Raw genomic sequence first — 21,031 nt, 5'->3', positions numbered from 1 at the left:
TAGACCGCGGGTTTCGCCCGACCCCCAACACACACCGCCACACCAGGGCGGGCCGTGAGTGGGGGGGCGCTGGTCAGCGCGACCATCCGGCGGCCGGTGGGTCGTTCGGGGAAGCGGGGTCCTCAGGCGACGATCAGATAGATGCCGTACGCCACGACCGCGGCGCACACCGCGAAGCAGGCGTACGCGCTGGTGCGCGCGAGCGGGGAGGCGCCCACCGCGCCCCCGGGCGCGGCGGCGGCCGTGCCGCCCTGCTCCGGCGCCGGCCTACGGGAGGTGCCGACGATGCCCAGGGTGAAGACGCCCACCATGCCGACCGTCACCGCGAGGCTGATGCCGAAGACCTGGCCGAGTGCCGCCCAGTCGATGCTCATGTTTCCTGGCTCCTTAGCGGGTGGTGCTGCTCGCGACGGCGGGGGTGGGGGTCTGCTCGGGAGTGGACTCCGGGGTGCCGTCCTCGGGGGCGGCGCTCACCGCACCGGCGGGCGGCGGGGCCACGGACCGCAGGGCGGCCGTGACGGCGCCCACCGGCTCCTGGGTGCCGACCTCATTGACGTTGGTGTGGTCCACGGGCTTGCGGCGCGACAGCATCCAGATCGCCCCGCAGGCCAGGACGGCGAGCACGGCCACCGCCGTGATCCCCGCGTTCCCCTGGTCGGCGAGGAGCGCGGCGGCGCCCGCCACCAGACCGGCGGCCGGCAGGGTCAGCACCCAGGCGACCACCATCCGGCCCGCGGTCGACCAGCGCACCACGGCGCCCTTACGGCCGACACCCGCGCCCATGACGGCGCCGGAGCAGACCTGGGTGGTGGACAGCGCGAAGCCGATGTGGGAGGAGGCGAGGATGACGGTCGCGGCGCCGGTCTGGGCGGCGAAGCCCTGCGGCGGCTGGATGTCGGTGATGCCCTTGCCCATGGTGCGGATGATGCGCCAGCCGCCCAGGTAGGTGCCGAGCGCGATGGCCAGGCCCGCCGAGACGATGACCCACAGCGGCGGGTCGGAGTCGGGCGCCACCACGTTCCCGGTGACCAGCGCCAGGGTGATCACGCCCATCGTCTTCTGGGCGTCGTTGGTGCCATGGGCCAGGGAGACCAGGGCGGCCGAGGCGATCTGCCCCGCGCGGTAGCCCTTCGCGGTGTCCTCCGGGGAGCGGTCGCGGCCGAGCCGGTAGGTGAGCCGGGTGGCGGCCAGCGTGGCGATGCCGGCCACGATCGGCGCGGCGACGGCGGGGATCAGGACCTTCATGACGATCGCGTCGCCGTTGACCCCGTCCAGGCCCACGGAGACCACGGTGGCGCCGATCAGACCGCCGAACAGGGCGTGGGAGGAGCTGGAGGGGAGTCCGGCGAGCCACGTCACCAGATTCCACAGGATCGCGCCGACGAGTCCCGCGAAGATCACTTCTGGCTGGATACCGGAACCCTCGTCGATGATCCCGCCGGAGATGGTCTTGGCCACCTCCACGGACAGGAACGCGCCGACGAGATTGAGGACGGCCGACATCGCCACCGCCACCCTGGGCCCGAGTGCTCCCGTGGAGATGGTGGTGGCCATGGCGTTAGCCGTGTCGTGGAAGCCGTTCGTGAAGTCGAACACCAAGGCCGTGACGATCACGATCCCGATGAGAAGCGTGATGTGTTCCATACACCCGGTCAATCAGTTCGAAGGTCGTTAGTGGGCACGGTGAACGTAAGGAAACAGGGTGAACGGAAGATGAACTGAGTAGGGCATCGGAGTGACATGGTTGCGGTGTCGCTAAAACCCGATGAATTCCAGTCTACGTTCCCATGTCGTACGGGAGTTGAGCCGCGATCGAGGGCCGCCGAAGCGGGCCCCGGAACCGGCCCCGCGGGCGTCCGCGGTCCCCCCACGTTCACCCGCCCGGAGTCGGGTGCCCACGAGGCACGGTCGTAGTCGCCCGCCGAGCCCGTTCCGGTCCCGCCGCCGCGCGGCCGGCGGCCGCCTGGAAGGATCGGGCCCCGGAGGTGAGGGCAAGTGACCCAGTCGCGATCCACGCGGCAGCCGCAGCCGCGGCTGACGCATCCCCTGCGGCAGGCATGGACGCAGGTGGTGAGTACGGCCCGCAGGACCACCGCCGACGGCCTGGTCGTCGGCACCTCGGGCAATGTCTCGGCCCGGGTCGGCGACACCGTCCTGGTGACCCCGAGCGGCGTCCCTTACGACCGCCTCGGCCCCAGGGACGCCGTCGCCGTCGACCTGGACGGACAGCAGGTCCTCGGCACGCTGAAGCCCACCAGCGAGCTGCCCATGCACCTCGCGATCTACCGGGAGACCGACGCCCGGGCCGTGGTCCACACCCACGCCGTCCACGCCACGGCCGTCTCCACGCTCGTCGACGAGCTCCCCGCGATCCACTACATGACCGCCGCCCTCGGCGGCGCGGTCCGCGTCGCGCCCTACGCGCTCTACGGCACGGACGAACTGGCCGACGCCATGCTCGAGGCGCTGCGCGACCGCGGCGGCTGTCTGCTGCGCAATCACGGCACCGTCGTCCACGGCGCCACCCTGGACCAGGCGTACGACCGCACCGCCCAGCTCGAATGGATGTGCCAGGTCTGGCTCACCGCGGTCTCCGTCCCCGGCCGCACCCCCTCCCTGATCCCGCCGGACGAGATGCGGCGCGCCGCCGAGAAGCTGAGCGGCTACGGCCAGAAGGGCTGAGCCCGCCCGGCACGCCCCGGGCCCCGGCGGCACGCCACCGGGCCCCGCCCGGCACGCTCCCGGGCCCCGGCCGGGCGGTCCCCCGGCCGGGCACGCCCGCTGGCCGGGGGCCGCCTCCCCGACCACACTGGGAGGGATGCGTCTGCGAACAACGGCGGTCGCGGCCGCCACCACCCTGCTGAGTGTCGGCGTGGCCGCGGTGGCGGCCGGACGGTACGCCACCAGCGCTGCGCTGAAACCGGTCCCCAACCGTCCGCTGCCGAACGAGGCGCCGCTGACCGTCCACGCGACCGCGGCCGGCCAGATCACCCTGACCCGCTCGCTCGCCTCGCTGCGCCCCGGCACCTACGGCCTCACCGGCCGCTCCTGCCACGCCGTCGTCGGCCCCGTCATCGAGGACGCCCCGCACCCCGCCGACTGCGTCGTGCGCCGCCTGGAGCGGGTCACCCACGGCGAGCTCGCCCCCGGCACCCGGGTCCGGCTGACCCCCCAGGTGCACATCGGCAACCCGCGGGACGCGCTCGGCATCGACCACGCCGACGTGGACGTGCCCGCCGAACTCGGTCCGCTGCCCGCCTGGTTCATCCCCGGCGAACGCTCCACATGGGTGATCACCACCCATGGCCTCGGCACCACCCGTGAGCACCCTATGGTCGTCATGCCCTTCCTGCGGCAGCTGCGGGTGCCGGTGCTCGACCTCGCCTATCGCGGCGACCCCGGCGCCCCGCGCTCCGAGGACGGCATATCCCACCTCGGCGACACCGAGTGGCGCGACCTGGACGCGGCCATCCGCTACGCGGTGGGCTACGGGGCGACCGGGGTCGTGCTGCACGGCTGGTCCATCGGCGCCTCGATGGCCCTCCACGCCGCCGCGAACTCCGCGCTGCGGCACCGCGTCATCGGCCTCGTCCTGGACTCCCCGGTGCTCGACTGGCAGGCCACCCTGCGCGCCCTCGCCGCGGCCCGCGGCATCCCCGCGCCGCTGCTCCCGCTCGCCCTGCGCGCCGCCGAGGGGCGCACCGGACTCCACGACAGCAGGCTCCCGGAGGTGGCCGACCCGGAGCGGCTGTCCGTGCCCACGCTCGTCGCCCACGGCCCCGACGACACCCTCGCGCCCTGGCACGTCTCGCGCGAACTCGTCGACCGCCGACGGGATCTGGTGACCCTTCACACGGTGCGGCAGGCCCCGCACGCGGCCATGTGGAACGCGGACCCCAAGGCGTACGAGGAGGCGCTGCGGCGCTTTCTGGTACCGCTCCTGTAGCGCCCGTAAGGCGATCTCCCGCGCCGCCCGACCTCGTGTAGCGCTCGTAAGGCGATCGCGAAAGCGCGTGCGGGGCGGCGCGGGAAGCGTTCGCGGGGCGGCGGCGGAAGCGTCCGTAAGATGGCGTGAACCCTTCGCGGCGACCGCCGGACGGGTGCCGATTGGGCTTTCGGGCCGTCAACGGCGAGACTGCTTCCGTGACGTCCCGTACTCCGCGCGACTCCCGGCTCCGACTTGTCCGCAACCGGCCGATGGCCACGGCCCGCCGGCCCGCGGTGAACCGCGGCTCAAGACCGGCGCCCCGTCCGCCGGAGGGCACTCCACCGCCGTCGGAGCTGGCCCGGCGGGCCCGGGCGGGGCTCACCGGGGCCGTGGCGATCGCCCACTGGGCCGCGGCCGAGCACGGCGCGCCCGGCGCGCTGTCCGACGAGGCCGCCGCCCGCGCCACCGAGGCGCTCGGGGTGAGCGAGCGGGAGGTGCGGACCGACTGGGACCGCGCCCGCCTCATCGGCCTCATCGAGCACCACGCGGGCACCACCCGCCCCGGCTGGCGGCTCCAGGCGTGGGACCGGGACGACAGCGCCGTGCTGCGGGGCTGGGTCGCGCTCCTGGACGCGTGGTCCCTGGCCTGCCCCGCCCCCGAGACGGCCGAGCCGACGGCGGTCGCGGAGGTCGTCGAGGCCGTACCACAGCTGCTCTCCCTGCTGCAGCTCTCGGCCGGTCCCGTGCCGATCGCCACCCTGCTGGACATGCTCCGGCAGCGGGTCGCCGAGCTGCGCACCGAGCGGTGCGAGGTCCCCCAGGAGGTCACGGAGCTACGGGAGCCCGCGGAGGGCGCCGGGCGCGCCGCGAGCGCCGACGACCTCAAAGGCGCCAAGGATGTCGAGGACGCCGAGGACGCCGAGGATGCCGCCACGCTGGAGGGGCTGCTCGACTGGGCCCTGGACGCCCTCTCGTCCGTCGGGGCGCTCACGGTGCGGGAGGAGCCCCAGGACGGGCCGGAGGGGCCGGAGGGCGCCGGGAGCGCGGCCGACGACGCCAAGGGCGACCGCCGGGAGGCCGAGCTGACCGCGCTCGGCAACTGGGCGGTGTGGGTCAAGCTGGAGCAGATCTGCGTCGCCGCCCAGAGCCCGGCCGGGAACATCGAGCAGCACGCCGCCGACATGCTGCGCGGCTGTGCCGGTCTGACCCCGGGCCCCGCCCGCGCCGAGTACCGCGCCTGGCTGGCCGCCCGCCCCGTCGGCAGCGCCGTCGTCGAGCTCATCGACGCGGCGCGCGGCGACGACGCGCTGCTGCGCGGGCTCGCCTTCGAGGCGCTGCGCGTCGTCGGGGCGCCCGCCGAGCCCAACGTGCGGGCCGTCGTCGACGAATCGTGTCTGCGACCGTACGCGCTTCTGTGGCTCGCCGAACACGAGGGCGCCGACCCGGACGAGGCGCTGGACGCGCTCACCCGCGAGGAGGCCACCTGGCTGTGGGTGGACACCGCCGCGGCCATCTCCGACCACGGGGAGAGCCCGCTGCTCGTCCGCCACCTGGAGTCCGCCGTCCAGGGCACCGTGCCCGCGCTGCTGGCGGAGGTACGGGCCGTGGGGCACCCCCGCACCGTGCAGGTCCTGGTGGCGCTGGCCGCGGCCCACCCCGATCCGGCCCTGGCCAAGGCGGTGCGCCGGGCGGCCTTCCAGGTGCACACGGGCGGGGCCTGAGCGAGGGGCGGCCGGGGGCAAGCCGGGGGAAAATCAACTTGCCCGCCCCGCTAAACTAGCCCCATGGCAATTCTCCTCGTGCATTAGACGGCGTCGGCCGCCCTCGTCCGTCCCGTCCGTCGTCCACCCTGCCCAGGAGTAATTCCCGTGATCACCGCCTCCGGCGTCGAGCTGCGTGCCGGCGCCCGCGTCCTCATCGAGTCCGCTTCCTTCCGCATCGCCAGAGGCGACCGCATCGGTCTCGTCGGCCGCAACGGCGCGGGCAAGACCACGCTCACCAAGTGCCTGGCCGGTGAGGGCATCCCGGCCGGCGGCACCATCACCCGCTCCGGCCAGGTCGGCTACCTCCCGCAGGACCCGCGCACCGGCGACCTCGACGTCCTCGCCCGTGACCGCATCCTCTCGGCCCGCGAGCTCGATTCCGTGCTCCGTAAGATGCGCGAGAACGAGGAACGGATGGCCAACGGCAAGGGTGCCACCCGCGAGCGCGCGATGAAGAAGTACGAGCGCCTGGAGACCGAGTTCCTCACCAAGGGCGGATACGCCGCCGAGGCGGAGGCCGCGACCATCGCCGCCAGCCTCGGCCTGCCGGACCGGGTGCTCGGCCAGCCGCTCCATACGCTCTCCGGCGGTCAGCGGCGCCGGGTCGAGCTGGCCCGGATCCTCTTCTCGGACTCCGACATCCTGCTGCTGGACGAGCCCACCAACCACCTCGACGCCGACTCGATCACCTGGCTGCGGGACTACCTCAAGACCTACAGCGGCGGCTTCATCGTCATCTCCCACGATGTCGACCTCGTCGAGACGGTGGTCAACAAGGTCTTCTACCTCGACGCCAACCGCTCGGTGATCGACATCTACAACATGGGCTGGAAGCTCTACCAGGCCCAGCGCGAGGCCGACGAGAAGCGCCGCAAGCGCGAGCGCGCCAACGCCGAGAAGAAGGCCGCGGCGCTCAACGCGCAGGCCGACAAGATGCGCGCCAAGGCGACCAAGACCGTGGCCGCGCAGAACATGGCCCGCCGCGCCGAGAGGCTGCTGTCCGGTCTGGAGGGGGTCCGGCAGTCCGACAAGGTCGCCAAGCTGCGCTTCCCCGACCCGGCCCCGTGCGGCAAGACCCCGCTGACCGCGGAGGGGCTGTCGAAGTCGTACGGCTCCCTGGAGATCTTCACCGATGTCAACCTGGCGGTCGACAAGGGGTCCCGGGTCGTCATCCTCGGGCTGAACGGCGCCGGTAAGACGACCCTGCTGCGGCTGCTGGCCGGGGTCGAGAAGCCGGACACCGGCCAGGTGACCCCCGGACACGGGCTGAAGCTGGGCTACTACGCGCAGGAGCACGAGACGCTCGACCCGGAGCGCACCGTCCTGGAGAACATGCGCTCCGCCGCCCCGGATCTCGACCTCGTCGACATCCGTAAGACGCTCGGGTCATTCCTGTTCTCCGGCGACGACGTGGACAAGCCGGCCCGAGTGCTCTCCGGTGGTGAGAAGACCCGGCTGGCGCTGGCCACCCTGGTGGTTTCCTCGGCCAATGTGCTGCTGCTGGACGAGCCCACCAACAACCTCGACCCGGCCAGCCGTGAGGAGATCCTCGGCGCGCTGCGCACCTTCGCCGGTGCGGTGGTGCTGGTGACCCACGACGAGGGCGCCGTCGACGCGCTGCAGCCGGAGCGGATCATTCTGCTTCCGGACGGTGTCGAGGACCTGTGGGGCCAGGACTACGCGGACCTCGTCGCGCTCGCCTGACGAGGCCCGACGGCGGGCGGGGCAGGCCCGGCGGAGGGGCGGGGGTGGCGTTCCGGACGCCGTCCCAAGAGTCCGGTTCCTCCGGTCCAATCCCCTTCTCGTAGATCATTCGGCCTAGGCGTGATCCATCATCTGAGTGAGAACGGCTGGTATCGCGGCGCGTCGCGGGCCACCGGCGCACACCCCGTGCCGTGCGCCGGTCCGGATCTCTGCGACGTAGCTCATGTATGCCCTGACCTGCCTCTTCGTCGATGAACACGAAAGAGTGTCAGGTTGAACAGCGCCGGAATCCTTGCTTCCGAAGGCCGTCGTGCCGCGATTTCCCGCAATCCTTCATCCACAGACCTTGCCGAATGGGTGGCCAGGAAGCCCTGTAGGGGTGATCATGAGAGTCCAGAGCGCACTTCCCATGAGGAGGCACGGGTGGCCGAGACTCTGAAGAAGGGCAGCCGGGTGACCGGCGCCGCGCGCGAGAAGCTCGCGGCAGACCTGAAGAAGAAGTACGACTCCGGGGCGAGCATCCGGGCGCTGGCCGAGGAGACCGGCCGTTCCTACGGATTCGTTCACCGGATGCTCAGCGAATCCGGAGTTTCCCTACGGGGACGTGGCGGTGCGACGCGAGGCAAGAAGACCGCCTCGGCCTGATCGCCCGCATGCTCCATCACCATCAGCAGGCAGGGACAGGGGTGCCACCCGGCTGATCGTCGGTTCGGCCGGGTGGTTACTGTGCAGTCACTTGTACTGACCGCACCCTACCGGAGGTCCCTGTGACCCTGCTCGACAAGGACGGCGTTCAGCTCACCGTCGATGACACGGTCGCCACGGTGACCCTGAACAACCCGGCGAAGCGCAACGCCCAGTCGCCCGCCTTGTGGCGGGCGCTGGCCGAGGCCGGAAAGCTGGTGCCGGGCACCGTGCGCATCGTGGTGCTGCGCGCCGAGGGCAAGTCCTTCTCGGCGGGTCTGGACCGTCAGGCGTTCGCGCCCGAGGGGTTCGACGGCGAGCCGTCGTTCCTCGACATGGCGCGCGGTTCCGACAGCGAGCTGGATGCCACCATCGCCGGGTACCAGGACGCGTTCACCTGGTGGCGGCGGAACGACATCGTGTCGATCGCCGCCGTCCAGGGCCATGCCATCGGGGCCGGTTTCCAGCTTGCGCTCGCCTGTGATCTGCGGGTCTGCGCGGACGACGCACAGTTCGCCATGCGCGAGACCAGCCTCGGGCTGGTGCCGGACCTCACCGGCACCCAGCCGCTGGTCGGCCTGGTGGGATACGCCCGTGCGCTGGAGATCTGCGCGACCGGGCGCTTCGTCCACGCCGAGGAGGCCGAGCGGACCGGGCTCGCCAATCTCGTGGTGCCCGCCGCCGAGCTCGACGGCGCGGTCCAGGACCTGGCGGCGGCCCTGCTCGCCGCGCCTCGCGACGCGGTGGTGGAGACCAAGGCGCTGCTGCGGGGTGCCGTGGACCGCACGTACGAGGAGCAGCGTGCCGCCGAGCGTGCCGCCCAGGCCCGCCGGCTGCGCGACCTGGCGGGGGTCACGGACTAGCCCGGCGCCCATCAGGTCTGTGACGGCGCCCATCGGGTCCGTGACGGCGTCGCCGGGGACGGACGGCGTCGCCGGGGATCGGCACGCGCGTTGCGCGCCCACAGCAGAGTTGCGCGCCCACAGCAGCCGGTGGGGCCGCCCGCCCCGTCACGCCGTCCGCTGCGGCTCCACCGCCGGCACCGCCTCCAGCACCAGCACCGCCAGGTCGTCGTCGATCGGCTCGGGGCTGAAGTCATGCGTGGCGCGCCGCACCCGTTCCGCGACCGCCTTGGCGCCCAGCCCCACACAGCCCCGCAGGATGTCCGACAGACCGTCGTCGTCATCCAGCTGACGGAGGCCGTTGCGCCGCTCGGTCACCCCGTCGGTGACGCACAGCAGCGTCTCGCCGGGCCCCAGGGCCAGCGTATCGGTGTGGAAGTCCGGGTCCTCGTCGATGCCGAGCAGCATCTGGGGGGAGGCGGCGGGCGCCACCGCGCCCTGGGTGGTCAGCCGCAGCGGCAGCGGATGGCCGGCGCTCGCCAGGGTGCAGCGGGCGCCGCCCCCGGCCGGGTCCGGCTCCAGCTCCCCGTACAGCAGGCTCAGGAAGCGCGGCCGGGACTGCTCGCCGTCGATCTCCGCCGCCTCCGCGTCCTCCTCCACCAGCGCCTGGTTCAGCCGGTTGAGCACCGACTCCACCCCATGGCCCTCGCGGGCCAGCAGCCGGACCAGATGGCGGGCCAGCCCGGTGACCGACATCGCCTCCGGGTCGCTGCCCTGGACGTCGCCCAGCAGGAAGCACCAGCGGCGGTCGCCCATGGGGAACAGGTCGTAGAAGTCGCCGCCGACGGTCTGCCCCTCGCCGTGCGGCTCGTAGACGATCGCCGTGTCCACCCCCGGGATATGGGCGAGCGACATGGGCAGCTGGCGGCGCTGGAGCGCCCGGCTGATCGTCGCCTGACGGGTGTACTGCCGGGCCGTGGCCACCGCCTGGGCCACCCGCCGCGCCACGTCCTCCGAGAGCCGCACCACGCCCTCTGCCATGCGTGGCACGCCCGCCCGGCCGAGCAGCAGGACGCCATGGCTGCGGCCGTGTGCGATCAGCGGGAAGCACACCGCCGATCCGCCCGCCCCCTGGCTGTCCGCGACCCCGGGCCAGGGCCAGGAGGTGCCCGCCGAGCCGAGTCCGGTCGGCGGCGGATGCCGCTCCAGCGAGATGCGGAGCTCGCCGATGCGGTGCTCATTGCTGTGCCAGACGCGGGCGAGCTGCAGCCCGCCGCTCTCGGTGGTCAGCCAGACCGCGCACCAGTCGGCCAGCCGGGGCACCAGCAGCTGCCCGGCGAGGGCGGCCACCATGTTCTCGTCAAGCTGACCGGTGAGGAGTTCGCTGGCCTCGGCGAGGAAGGACGGTCCGCCGCGGTCCACCCAGTCCGCGGTCGGATCGCGCTGCTCACGCGGCGAAATGGGGGCCAAGGTCTCGGCGAACCGCAGCTCGCGCCCGAGCGCGCTGGTGGGGACGGCGTCGAACTCGGTCCCCGCCCGCTCGGCGTCCAGCCGGAACCAGACCGCCTTACGGGTGCGGTGATAGGCCACGCCCCAGGATTCGGCGAGCGCCCCGATCAGCTGGAGCCCGCGGCCGCGGCCCCGGCGCTGGGTCTCCGGCCCTCCGTAGACGGTGCTGGCGGGGTGGAGGTCGGCCACCTCGACGACGATCCCCGGCCGCCTCGGCCCGTCCCTCGGCACATCGTCCGGGCCGTTCGTTCCCTCGGGCCCGTAGGGGCCGCTCTCCGGCCCGTAGTCCTCCCCGGCGGCGCCGTCGCCGGGCTGGAGTCGGCAGACCACCTCGACCCGGGTGCCCGCGTGCAGCACGGCATTGGTGACCAGCTCGCTCACCAGCAGCACCGCGTCGTCGATCGACCGCTCGTCGAGGGTGATCGGGGCGAACGCCTCCGCCGCGCTCCGTCCCGTGAGCGCCGTACGGACGAAGGCGCGCGCCGCGCCGGGCGCGCGCACGCTTCCGGGCAACGTCGTCCGCGAGACGGACTCACGCGCGAGAGGAAACAAGGCTCCCACGTGCGGCTCCAGGTCAATACAGGCGATTTAGGCCATCTAGGTGCCATATTATGACAGACAGAGGCATATGAATGATCTTTAAGGGACGACGCCATGGCTCTCGACCCGATCACCACCGATACACCCCCGGCCCCGCCCGAGGAATGTCCGGAATCCGCTCGGCCGTCCGGCTCGGCGCGCGGTGAGGCGACCGCGTCCGCGGCCGAGTTGCGGTCGCTGTTGGCGGCGATGAACGCCCTGTGTGACGGTGACTTCACTGTCCGTGCGGACGCCTCGGCCGCGGGCCTGGTCGGCGAGATGGCCGGGGTCTTCAACCAGCTCGTGGTGCGCAACGCGCATCTGTCCGGGGAGCTGCACCGGATGCGCCGCGAGGTGGTGCGCCAGGGCAGGCTGGACGAGCGGATCACCGCGAGCCCTGGCCAGGGGGCCTGGGCCACCAATGTGGACGCGGCCAATCAGCTGGTGGACGCCCTGGTCGGCCCGGTGTCCAACGCCACGCGGGTGCTCGACGCGATCGCGTCCGGCGATCTGACCCAGCGGGTGGATCTGCACGACGGCAACCGCCAGCTCCGCGGCGATCTGCGGCGGCTGGGACGCGGGGTGAACCGCACGGTGGACCAGCTGTCGCTGTTCACCGGCGAGCTGACCCGTATCGCCCGCGAGGTCGGCACCGAGGGCCGGCTGGGCGGCCGCGCCAAGGTGCAGGGGCTCTCCGGCGACTGGCGCATGGTGACGGAGGCCGTCAACACCATGGCCTCCCGGCTCACCGCGCAGGTCCGTGACATCGCCGAGGTGACCACGGCGGTCGCCCGCGGTGACCTCACCCGCCAGGTGACGGTCGAGGCCACCGGTGAGCTGCTGGAGCTCAAGCTGACCGTGAACACCATGGTCGACCAGCTGGGCGCGTTCGCCGACGAGGTGACGCGGGTGGCCCGCGAGGTGGGCACCGAGGGCGAGCTGGGCGGCCGGGCCCAGGTCCGCGGCGTGTCCGGGGTCTGGAAGGACCTTACGGACAGCGTCAACTTCATGGCGTCCAACCTGACCTCCCAGGTCCGCAACATCGCCCAGGTGACCACGGCCGTCGCCACCGGTGATCTCTCGCAGAAGATCACCGTGGATGCGAAGGGCGAGATCCTCCAGCTCAAGTCGACGATCAACACCATGGTCGACCAGCTCTCCGCCTTCGCCGACGAGGTGACGCGGGTGGCCCGCGAGGTGGGTACCGAGGGCCGGCTGGGCGGCCGGGCCCAGGTCCGCGGCGTGTCCGGGGTCTGGAAGGACCTTACGCAGAACGTCAACTTCATGGCGGACAACCTGACCTCCCAGGTCCGCAACATCGCGCAGGTCGCGACCGCCGTGGCGGAGGGCGATCTGAGCAAGACGATCACGGTGGAAGCCAAGGGCGAGATCCTCGAGGTGAAGTCGACGATCAACACCATGGTGGACCGGCTGTCGTCCTTCGCCGACGAGGTGACGCGGGTGGCCCGCGAGGTGGGCACCGAGGGCAACCTCGGCGGTCAGGCCCAGGTGCGCGGCGTCTCCGGGGTCTGGCGGGATCTCACCGAGAACGTCAACTTCATGGCCCTGAACCTGACCTCCCAGGTCCGCAACATCGCCCAGGTGACCACGGCGGTCGCCAACGGCGATCTGTCGAAGAAGATCACGGTCGATGCCCGGGGCGAGATCCTGGAGCTCAAGGACACCGTGAACACCATGGTCCAGCAGCTCCGCTCGTTCGCCGACGAGGTCACCCGGGTGGCCCGCGAGGTCGGCACCGAGGGCCAGCTGGGCGGCCGGGCCGGAGTGCCGGGCGTGTCCGGGGTCTGGAAGGACCTTACGGACAACGTCAACTTCATGGCGTCCAACCTGACCTCGCAGGTCCGCAACATCGCGCAGGTCGCGACCGCCGTGGCGGAGGGCGATCTGAGCAAGAAGATCGACGTCGACGCGCGCGGCGAGATCCTGGAGCTGAAGACCACCATCAACACCATGGTCGACACGCTCTCCTCGTTCTCCGACGAGGTGACGCGGGTGGCCCGCGAGGTCGGCAGCGAGGGCCGGCTGGGCGGCCAGGCCCGGGTCGAGGGCGTCTACGGCACCTGGAAGCGGCTGACCACCGGCGTCAATGAGCTCGCCCTCAATCTGACCACCCAGGTGCGCGCGATCGCCGAGGTCGCGTCCGCCGTCGCCCAGGGCGATATGTCCGGGTCCGTCTCGGTCGAGGCGCAGGGCGAGGTCGCCGAGCTGAAGCACAACGTCAATCTGATGGTCGCCAACCTCCGCGAGACCACCCGCGCGAAGGACTGGCTGGAGTCCAACCTGGCCCGTATCGCCGCCCTGATGCAGGGCCACCGCGATCTGGTCGAGGTCGCCGACCTGATCCTGAGCGAGCTGACCCCGCTGGTGAACGCGCAGTTCGGGGCGTTCTTCCTCACCGCGGCCGGCGCCAAGCCCGGTGAGGGGCTCGAGTTCATCGCCGGATACGGCACCGATCAGGGCGCGGTCGGGGGTGACGGCCAGACGCTGCGGCGCGGCGACCCGGACCGCGGGCTGGTCGCCCAGGTGGCGGTGGGGAAGAAGCGGATCCTCATCAACGACGTCCCGCCCGACTACATCGCCATCAACTCCGGGCTGGGCTCCGCGCTCCCCGCCAGCGTGGTCATCCTGCCGATCCTCTACGAGGACCAGGTGCTCGGAGTGATCGAGCTGGCCTCTTTCAGCCGGTTCAGCGACGTCCACCTGGCCTTCATCGACCAGTTCGTCAACACCATCGGCGTCTCGATCAACACCATCATCGCCAACGCCCGCACCGAATCTCTGCTCTCCGAGTCCCAGCGGCTCACCACCGAGCTGCGCCAGCGCTCGAACGAGCTCCAGCGCTCCAACGCGGAGCTGGAGGAGAAGGCCGCGCTGCTGGCGACCGCCTCGCAGTACAAGTCCGAGTTCCTGGCCAATATGTCTCATGAGCTGCGCACCCCGCTGAACTCGCTGCTCATCCTGGCCCGGCTGCTCGCCGACAACCCCGAGGACCGGCTGTCCCCCCAGGAGGTGCAGTTCGCCGCCACCATCCACCGCTCCGGCTCCGATCTGCTCCAGCTGATCAACGACATCTTGGATCTGTCGAAGATCGAGGCGGGCCGGATGGACGTCCGTCCGAAGAAGCTGCCGCTGGTCAAGATCCTCGACTATGTGAACGCCACCTTCCGGCCGCTCGCCGTCGACCGGGGCCTGTCGTTCGAGATCGCGGTCGGCGAGGACGTACCGCGCGAGATGTTCTCCGACGAGCAGCGGCTCCAGCAGATCCTGCGCAATCTGCTCTCCAACGCCCTGAAGTTCACCTCCTCGGGCGGGGTGACGCTGCGCGTCGAGCGCACCCCGGTAGCGCAGTTCGAGGAGGAGACGCTGCGGGCCGCGGACGCCGTCATCGCGTTCTCCGTCACCGACACCGGTATCGGCATCCCGCCGGAGAAGCTGCCGGTGATCTTCGAGGCGTTCCAGCAGTCCGACGGCACCACCAGCCGGAAGTACGGCGGGACGGGCCTCGGCCTGTCCATCAGCCGGGAGATCGCCGGAATGCTCGGCGGCCGGATCGTGGCCAAGAGCGAACTGGGCGTCGGCTCCCGCTTCACCCTCTACGTCCCCGCGCACTACAGCGGCGACGCCCCGGCGCCCGACCCCTCGGACCCCAGGGCCACCGGCTCCACCGTCCCGGCGGTCGCCCCCGCCCCGGACGAGACGCTGCCGGACACCGCCGACCATGCCCCGAGCGGGGTCTTCGGCGAGGCGGACAGCCTGGTCGCCAGCCGGCTCGCCATTCGGGCCCCGGGCGGCGGGGCGGAGGCCGGGGCCGGCAGCCAGCGGGAGACCGAGGGCGAGGACCACGACGACGGCTGGCCGGGAACCACCCGGCTCAAGGAGTGGCAGCGCGGACGCCCCGGTCAGGTGCTGAACGGTCGCCGCATCCTGATCGTCGACGACGACATCCGGAACGTCTTCGCGCTCACGCATGTGCTGGGCCGGGTCGGCATGACGGTGAAGTACGCGGAGAACGGCCGGGAGGGGCTGGAGGTGCTGCACCGCAACCCGGACGTCTCGCTGGTCCTGATGGACGTGATGATGCCGGAGATGGATGGGTACGAGACGATCCGGGCCATCCGGAGCACGCCACGTCTCGCCGATGTGCCGATCCTGGCCCTGACCGCGAAGGTCATGCCCGGCGACCGGGAGAAGGCCATCGACAGCGGCGCGAATGGCTATGTCTCCAAGCCCGTGGACGTCGACCGGCTGATGTCGGCGATCCTCGATCTGCTCGATCCGAACAGTGAGGTGGGGGAGCCGGGCGAGTCCGGGAGCGCTGCCACCGCGTCTGACGGGTCCGACGGGTCCGACGGGTCCGACGGAGACACCGCCGTGTCCGGAGAGGGTGTGTCCGAAGAGGGCGCCGCGCCTGCCGAGACCGGTCCGCCGAGGCCGAGGCAGGGGGAGAGATGACTACGAGCCTGTCCGAGAAGGCCGGAATCCTCATCGTCGACGACATGGAGGAGAACCTGATCGCGCTGGAGGCCGTCCTCGGCCCGCTCGATCAGCAGCTCGTCCGCGCCCGCTCCGGCGAGGAGGCGCTGAAGGCGATGCTGCGGCAGGACTTCGCCGTCGTTCTGCTCGACGTCCTGATGCCGGGCATGGACGGCTTCGAGACCGCCGCCAACATCAAGCGGCTCGACCAGACCAAGGACGTCCCGATCATCCTGCTGACCGGGACCGACGCCGACTCCGACTACGCCTACCGGGGCTATGCGATCGGCGCCGCCGACTTCCTCACCAAGCCCTTCGATCCCTGGCTGCTGCGGACGAAGGTCAATGTGTTCCTGGAGATGCACCGCAAGAACCGCTGGCTCGAGGCGCGGACGGAGCAGCTGTCCGGCCGAGTCGAGGAGCTGGAGCGCACGGTCGAGGGGCTGCGGAAGTACGTCGCGGAGTGACCGGCCGGGGCCGGGGACCGGTCAGGGCTCCAAGGCCGTGACGAGGACGGCCACCGTGGGCGGCTGGTCCCCCGGCGCCGGGGCGGTCTCCACCACCGCCGCTCGTACCGCCCTCGCCACATCCACGGCCCGGTGATCCGCTGCCACGGCCAGCTCGATCAGGATGTGCGCCCCCTCGATCCGCACGGCCCGGGGCGAGCCCAGCACCGGCGCGAGCCGGGCGACGCCGGGCACGGAGACGGCGGCGCGGGCGATGCCCGCGGTGGCGGGGTCGGGGTCGTGGTCTGGGCTCTTGGTCCGGTGGGGGCGCGGGGTCTCCGGGGGCGGGGCCGGGAGCTCGTCCAGCACCTCCGTCACCCGCATGTCCACCGCCTCCACCAGCAGGCCGAGCCGGTCCGTCGCCGCGTCGAGCAGTACGTCGCGCAGCCGGTCCGCGGTCACCGGAAGCGGCTCCTCCAGCGTCGCCCCGCACTCCGCCGCGATGCGCAGGGGCCCCGGCGGCAGTGCGCTCGGCGGCGGCGGAACCGCGGGCGTCCCGGCGGCGTCGGGGTCGGCGGGCCCGATCCGCAGCGCTCCCAGGTGTGCGCCGGGGACCTCGGCGGCGGCCCGCCCGAGCACGGAGCTCGCCGCGCGTTCGGTGATCCAGGAGCCGTCCTCCCGCTCGCCCAGGGGCAGCAGCCGACCGATCCGCAATTGCTCCCTTACGGTCTGCGCGAGCCGGTCCGTGACCACCGTGCCACCCCTTACGCCGTACGGACGTGAGCCCTACCGCTCTCAGCCTGCCGTATTGATCGCGCGAGTGCCGCATCTCCGAAGCGGTTCGGGGAAGGCGCCTTTAAGGTGGTAATTAGAGCGAGCGGAAATCGCTTCCACCGCTCTTCGCCTCGGAAGGGACGATCGGTGATGTCCGAGACCACACCACGGAACCGACCCGAGAACCCCGCCACGGAACCCGCCGCCGGTACGCCCAAGACGCTGGGCACCGGGCCCGGCATGGCCGCGGCAGCCGCCGCCGCCGATCGGACGAGGCGGGGCGGAGGCGACCCGGCCGTGCGGGGGCGCACCACCATCGCCGACGGCGTCGTCGAGAAGATCGCGGGAATGGCGGCCCGCGATGTCGTCGGCGTCCATGCGATGGGCGGAGGACTAGCGCGTACCTTCGGGGTCGTACGGGACCGGGTGCCCGGCGGCCGGTCGGTCACCCGCGGGGTGAAGGCGGAGGTGGGGGAGGTACAGACGGCCCTCGACCTGGAGATCGTGGTGGACTACGGCGTCTCCATCGCCGATGTCGCACGGGCCGTACGGGAGAACGTGATCGCGGCGGTCGAGCGGATGACCGGCCTCGAGGTCGTCGAGGTCAATATCGCGGTCAGCGATGTGAAGTTGCCGGACGAGGAAGAGGAATCGCCGGAGCCGCGGCTCCAGTAGGCCGGCAGCGGTTCCGGTCGGCTCCAGCGAAGGAGCACACAATGAGCATGGCCGTGGTCGGGATGATCGCGGGAATGGCGCTGGCTTTCGCAGGTTACTTCGGTGGTTTCGGGGCCTTTCTGCTGGTGGCGGCGTTGGGAGCCGTCGGGTTCATCGTTGGCCGGTTCCTGGACGGTGATCTGGAACCGGGCGACTTCTTCCGTTCCCGTGGCCGTGACGGACGGCCACGGTGAACGCTATGACGACCGTAAGGACGTGCCGTGGTGGAGCCGGGTGAGCGGGGTGCGACGCGGATCGCGGACCGGGTCGTAGCGAAGATCGCCTCGCAGGCGGCGCGGGAGGCGCTGCGGGGCGGCGGCGCCGCGGATGCCGATGCGGATGGTGGTGTGGATACGGATACGGATACGGGTGCGGATACCGATGAGGTCGCCCTCGCCGATGTCGTCGGCGCGCGGCCGTACGCGGTCGCCGCGGTGCGCGGCGGCGTCGCGCGCGTCCGGGTCGCCGTCGAGCTCCGCTATCCCTCGGACATCGGCGCGCACTGCGGTGCGGTGCGTCGCCAGGTGATCGAACGGGTAGGCGAGATGACGGGCATGGAGGTGCTCGAGGTCGCGGTGACGGTCGAACGGCTGCATGTGCCGCAGTGGGAGCGCCCGGAGCGCAGGGCGCGTCGGGGGAGGGACAGGGTGCGATGAACGCGGACCAGAAGATGCGTCAGTCCACCTCGGCGTCGGTGTACGGCGCGAGGGCGGGGACGGGGACGGGTGTCGGCTCCGGCACCGGGGACGGGGATCCGGCCGGGCGCGTCCGGCGCTTCTGGTCCGAGCGGCGGGTACCGGCCGGGATCGTCGCCCTGGTCATCGCCGCCGTCAGCGGGCTGCTGCTGTACGACGTGGCGGCCGTGCGCTCGGGTCGGCGCGCCATGGGGTGGCGGGACTGGCTCGCCGATGAACTCGCCTCGCGGCCGCTGGACAACGCGTGGATCGTGGGCGGGGCGGCGCTGCTGGCCGCGCTGGGGGTGTGGATGGTGATCCTCGCGATGGCGCCGGGGCTACGAGGGCTGCTGCCGATGCGAGCGCCGGAGCCGGAGTCGGGGTCGGGGTCGGGGGCAGAAGCTGAGGCCGCCGTTCGAGCGGGAATCGACCGAACGTCGGCGGGGCTGGTGCTGCGGGACCGGGCGATGGAGGTGCCCGGTGTCCGGTCGGCCCGCGTGGACGTCGGCCGACGGCGGATCAGGGCCCGCGCGCTGGCCCACTTCCGCGACCTCGACGAGGTACGCGCGGATCTCGACGCCGCCCTCCACGAGGGCATCCGCCAACTCGGCCTGGCCCGGCCACCCGCCCTCTCCGTCCACGTACGGCGCTCCGCGAAATCGAAGGGGTGAGCGCGCCATGCTGAGTGTCGTCAACCGGGTGCTGCTGGGGCTCGTGGGCCTGGTGCTGGCCGCCGCGGGCGCGGTGGTCCTGACCGGGGGGCCGCCGTTCGACGGCCGCGCCGATGTGCTGCTCAGCCGGGCGGACCGCACGCGATGGCGGGACACCGGATGGTGGTGGCCGGCCGTCATCGGGGCGCTGGCGGTGCTGTTCGTGCTTTCCCTGTGCTGGTTCCTGGTCCAACTGCGACGGCGTCGGCTCCAGGAAGTGCTCGTGGAGACGGGCGACGGCGAGGGCGCTCTGCTACGCGGCCGCGCCCTGGAGGCCGCCCTCCTGTCGGACGCGGAGTCGCTGGACGGCGTGGAGCGCGCCCACGTCCTGCTACGGGGCCGCCGGACGACACCGGAGGCCCGGATGGGCTTGGCGCTGGACGCGCGGGCGGATCCGCTGTCGACTCTGGACGCGGTGCGAGCGGAGGCCCTGGAACGCGCCCGCACTTCGGCGGGCCTGGAAGCCCTCCCGGCGGAGGTGCGGCTGAGGGTGGCCCGCCACGGGGCGGAACGAGCACGCTAACGGCCGTGGCCGCCTCCGGCGAAATCTCCCCCACCCCCTCCCCGAAACGCAGGGTCTCCGTCCCCACGACCCCCGGGGCTGCGCCCCAAGCCCCCTGCCGGGGCTCCGCCCCAAGCCCTGTCGGGGCTCCGCCCCCGCGCCCCTGGACGGGTTGCGGCCCCGCCGACCGCTGGGGCTGCGCCCAAGCCCCGGGGCTGCGCCCCAAGTCCCCTGCCGGGGCTCTGCCCCAAGCCCTGTCGGGGCTCCGCCCCCGCGCCCCTGGACGGGTTGCGGCCCCCGCCGACCGCTGGGGCTGCGCCCAAGCCCCCGAGGTTCCGCCCCACGGCCCCTGTCGGGGTTTTGCCTCCACGCCTCTGGACCGCCTGCGGCTTCCGCTGACTGCTGGGGCTGCGCCCAAGCCCCGGGGCTGCGCCCCAAGCCCTGTCGAGGCTCGGCCTCCACGCCTCTGGACCGCCTGCGGCCCCCCGCCGACCGCTGGGGCTGCGCCCCAAGCCCCCGAGGTTTCCGCCCCGCGACCCCTGCTGGGGCTCCGCCCCACCCCCTGCCGGGGCTCGGCCCCCGGCCCTGCTCCTCAAGCGCCGGAGGGGCTGGAGAGAACCGGAGGGGCTGGAGAGAGAAGCAGCGGCGGGGCCGGGAGAGCAGCGGTGGTGGGGCTGGGAGAGAGAAGCAGCCGTGCCTGGTGGCGTGGTTCGGTATCCGCTGGTGGGGCGGTGTTATCGGCGGGGCGGGTACTGGGGTGGGCGTGGGCTCGCTCGGGAGTCAGCCTCTCCGGCGTTTGAGGAGCGGGGTCCGGGGCGGAGCCCCGGTGTGTTCCAGGGGGCGGAGCCCCATGTGTTCGGGGAGGGGCGGGGGGGGGGAAGCCTTGGGTTGGGGGGGGGGGGGGGGGGGGGGAATCCCGCCGGAGGCGAACACGGGCCGCGCTTGGCGTCCGGCCGTGCCGTGCCGTGCCCAGGTCCTTGGGCCAGTGCCCAGGTCCGTGGGCGGAGCCCCCGTGGGCCCACCCCCACGCCCCCTCAGATGTTGTGGAGGGCCCCGCCGTCCACCGGAAGCATCAGCCCGGTCAGGTACGACGCCGCAGGCGAGAGCAGGAACGCCGCGGCCTTGCCGAATTCCTCGGGCATCCCGTACCGCCGCAGCGGAATCGCCGCCGCGTTCCGCTCCCGCGAGGCCTCCGCGTCGCCGGAGAGGGAGTCGAGCTCGCGCACGCGGTCGGTGTCGATGCGGGCCGGGAGGAGGCCCACGACGCGGATGCCGCGGGGGCCGACCTCGAGGGAGAGGGATTTGGCGAAGCCCGCGAGGCCGGGGCGCAGGCCGTTGGAGACGGTGAGGCCGGGGATGGGCTCGCGGACGGAGCCGGAGAGGACGAAGCCGATCACGCCCCCGGAGGGGAGCTGTTCCGCGGCGGCGCGGGCGAGGCGGACGGCGCCGAGGAAGACGGAGTCGAAGGCGGCCTGCCACTGGGCGTCGGTGATGTCGGCGGTCAGCCCGGCCGGGGGGCCGCCGACGCTGATGAGGACGCCGTCGAAGCCGCCGAAGCGCTCCCGGGCGGTGGCGATGAGGCGGGGGGGGGGGAGGGAGGGGGTGGGGGAGGGGGGGGGGGGGGACGAATAGGAAAAACAGGAAGGAGGGGGGGGGGGCGGAGCAGAGCAAGAGGGAGGCGGGGGGGGGAGGGGGGAGCGAGACGGCC

At 72.5% G+C, this 21,031-nt stretch carries 18 protein-coding genes; 13 read left to right on the top strand and 5 right to left on the bottom strand.

Annotated elements, in window-relative coordinates; translation table 11 throughout:
• Positions 1-122 precede the first annotated feature (122 nt).
• Entirely contained in the window at positions 123-374 is a 252-nt protein-coding gene (locus tag ACFXB5_RS26865) for a hypothetical protein (RefSeq protein WP_385212251.1), read from the bottom strand.
• 13 nt (positions 375-387) lie between these two features.
• Entirely contained in the window at positions 388-1,644 is a 1,257-nt protein-coding gene (locus tag ACFXB5_RS26860; RefSeq protein ID WP_385212249.1) for an anion permease, read from the bottom strand.
• 351 nt (positions 1,645-1,995) lie between these two features.
• On the opposite strand from ACFXB5_RS26860, the gene ACFXB5_RS26855 reads away from it, so the two are divergent.
• From ACFXB5_RS26855 to ACFXB5_RS26830, 6 genes are all read left to right on the top strand, one after another.
• Complete coding sequence (locus tag ACFXB5_RS26855; protein ID WP_385212247.1) at positions 1,996-2,682, top strand: class II aldolase/adducin family protein; 687 nt, start codon at positions 1,996-1,998, stop codon at positions 2,680-2,682.
• A 136-nt stretch (positions 2,683-2,818) separates the two neighbouring features.
• Positions 2,819-3,946, top strand: a complete 1,128-nt coding sequence (locus ACFXB5_RS26850) for an alpha/beta hydrolase (RefSeq protein WP_385212245.1) — start codon at positions 2,819-2,821, stop codon at positions 3,944-3,946.
• Positions 3,947-4,143: 197 nt separating this feature from the next.
• Positions 4,144-5,649, top strand: a complete 1,506-nt coding sequence (locus tag ACFXB5_RS26845) for a hypothetical protein (protein ID WP_385212243.1) — start codon at positions 4,144-4,146, stop codon at positions 5,647-5,649.
• 147 nt (positions 5,650-5,796) lie between these two features.
• The gene (locus ACFXB5_RS26840) at positions 5,797-7,395 is read left to right on the top strand and encodes an ABC-F family ATP-binding cassette domain-containing protein (RefSeq protein WP_385212241.1); all 1,599 of its coding nucleotides are present in this window, start codon (positions 5,797-5,799) and stop codon (positions 7,393-7,395) included.
• A 423-nt stretch (positions 7,396-7,818) separates the two neighbouring features.
• Positions 7,819-8,040 carry a helix-turn-helix domain-containing protein gene (locus ACFXB5_RS26835; RefSeq protein WP_020872291.1) on the top strand — a complete coding sequence of 74 codons (222 nt, stop codon included), beginning with the start codon at positions 7,819-7,821 and terminating at the stop codon, positions 8,038-8,040.
• Between the two features lie 122 nt (positions 8,041-8,162).
• Positions 8,163-8,942, top strand: coding sequence for an enoyl-CoA hydratase/isomerase family protein (locus tag ACFXB5_RS26830; RefSeq protein ID WP_385212239.1), 780 nt, complete (start codon positions 8,163-8,165; stop codon positions 8,940-8,942).
• 147 nt (positions 8,943-9,089) lie between these two features.
• Here ACFXB5_RS26830 and ACFXB5_RS26825 read toward each other — a convergent pair whose 3' ends face one another.
• A complete protein-coding gene (locus ACFXB5_RS26825) occupies positions 9,090-10,991 on the bottom strand; it encodes a SpoIIE family protein phosphatase (protein WP_385212237.1) in 1,902 nt (633 codons plus the stop codon).
• A 93-nt stretch (positions 10,992-11,084) separates the two neighbouring features.
• Here ACFXB5_RS26825 and ACFXB5_RS26820 point away from each other — a divergent pair, with 93 nt between their 5' ends.
• Both ACFXB5_RS26820 and ACFXB5_RS26815 read left to right on the top strand, forming a co-directional pair.
• Positions 11,085-15,482, top strand: coding sequence for a HAMP domain-containing protein (locus ACFXB5_RS26820; RefSeq protein ID WP_385212235.1), 4,398 nt, complete (start codon positions 11,085-11,087; stop codon positions 15,480-15,482).
• Complete coding sequence (locus ACFXB5_RS26815) at positions 15,479-15,970, top strand: two-component system response regulator (protein ID WP_385212233.1); 492 nt, start codon at positions 15,479-15,481, stop codon at positions 15,968-15,970. Before ACFXB5_RS26820 ends, ACFXB5_RS26815 begins: the two co-directional genes overlap by 4 nt.
• Positions 15,971-15,991: 21 nt before the next feature.
• Here ACFXB5_RS26815 and ACFXB5_RS26810 read toward each other — a convergent pair whose 3' ends face one another.
• Entirely contained in the window at positions 15,992-16,702 is a 711-nt protein-coding gene (locus ACFXB5_RS26810; protein ID WP_385212231.1) for a hypothetical protein, read from the bottom strand.
• Between the two features lie 171 nt (positions 16,703-16,873).
• On the opposite strand from ACFXB5_RS26810, the gene ACFXB5_RS26805 reads away from it, so the two are divergent.
• From ACFXB5_RS26805 to amaP, 5 genes are read left to right on the top strand one after another with little or no spacing between them, the layout of a single operon-like run.
• Positions 16,874-17,398 carry an Asp23/Gls24 family envelope stress response protein gene (locus ACFXB5_RS26805; RefSeq protein WP_385212229.1) on the top strand — a complete coding sequence of 175 codons (525 nt, stop codon included), beginning with the start codon at positions 16,874-16,876 and terminating at the stop codon, positions 17,396-17,398.
• Positions 17,399-17,439: 41 nt separating this feature from the next.
• Positions 17,440-17,631, top strand: a complete 192-nt coding sequence (locus ACFXB5_RS26800) for a hypothetical protein (RefSeq protein WP_020872298.1) — start codon at positions 17,440-17,442, stop codon at positions 17,629-17,631.
• A gap of 27 nt (positions 17,632-17,658) precedes the next feature.
• Positions 17,659-18,093, top strand: coding sequence for a hypothetical protein (locus ACFXB5_RS26795; RefSeq protein ID WP_385212227.1), 435 nt, complete (start codon positions 17,659-17,661; stop codon positions 18,091-18,093).
• Complete coding sequence (locus ACFXB5_RS26790) at positions 18,090-18,782, top strand: DUF6286 domain-containing protein (protein ID WP_385212225.1); 693 nt, start codon at positions 18,090-18,092, stop codon at positions 18,780-18,782. Before ACFXB5_RS26795 ends, ACFXB5_RS26790 begins: the two co-directional genes overlap by 4 nt.
• Positions 18,783-18,789: 7 nt before the next feature.
• On the top strand, positions 18,790-19,344 hold the full coding sequence (amaP, locus tag ACFXB5_RS26785; RefSeq protein WP_385212223.1) for an alkaline shock response membrane anchor protein AmaP: 555 nt from the start codon (positions 18,790-18,792) through the stop codon (positions 19,342-19,344).
• Positions 19,345-20,357: 1,013 nt separating this feature from the next.
• Here the strand turns inward: amaP and ACFXB5_RS26780 are convergent.
• A partial coding sequence (locus ACFXB5_RS26780) for an SDR family oxidoreductase (RefSeq protein WP_385212221.1) occupies positions 20,358-21,031 on the bottom strand: 674 nt, incomplete at its 5' end.

The sequence above is a fragment of the Streptomyces sp. NPDC059455 genome, assembly GCF_042750115.1.
Classification (GTDB): domain Bacteria; phylum Actinomycetota; class Actinomycetes; order Streptomycetales; family Streptomycetaceae; genus Streptomyces; species Streptomyces endocoffeicus.
The sequence above is the reverse complement of the archived record's forward strand: the minus strand, read 5'-3'. Positions and strand labels throughout refer to the sequence as shown.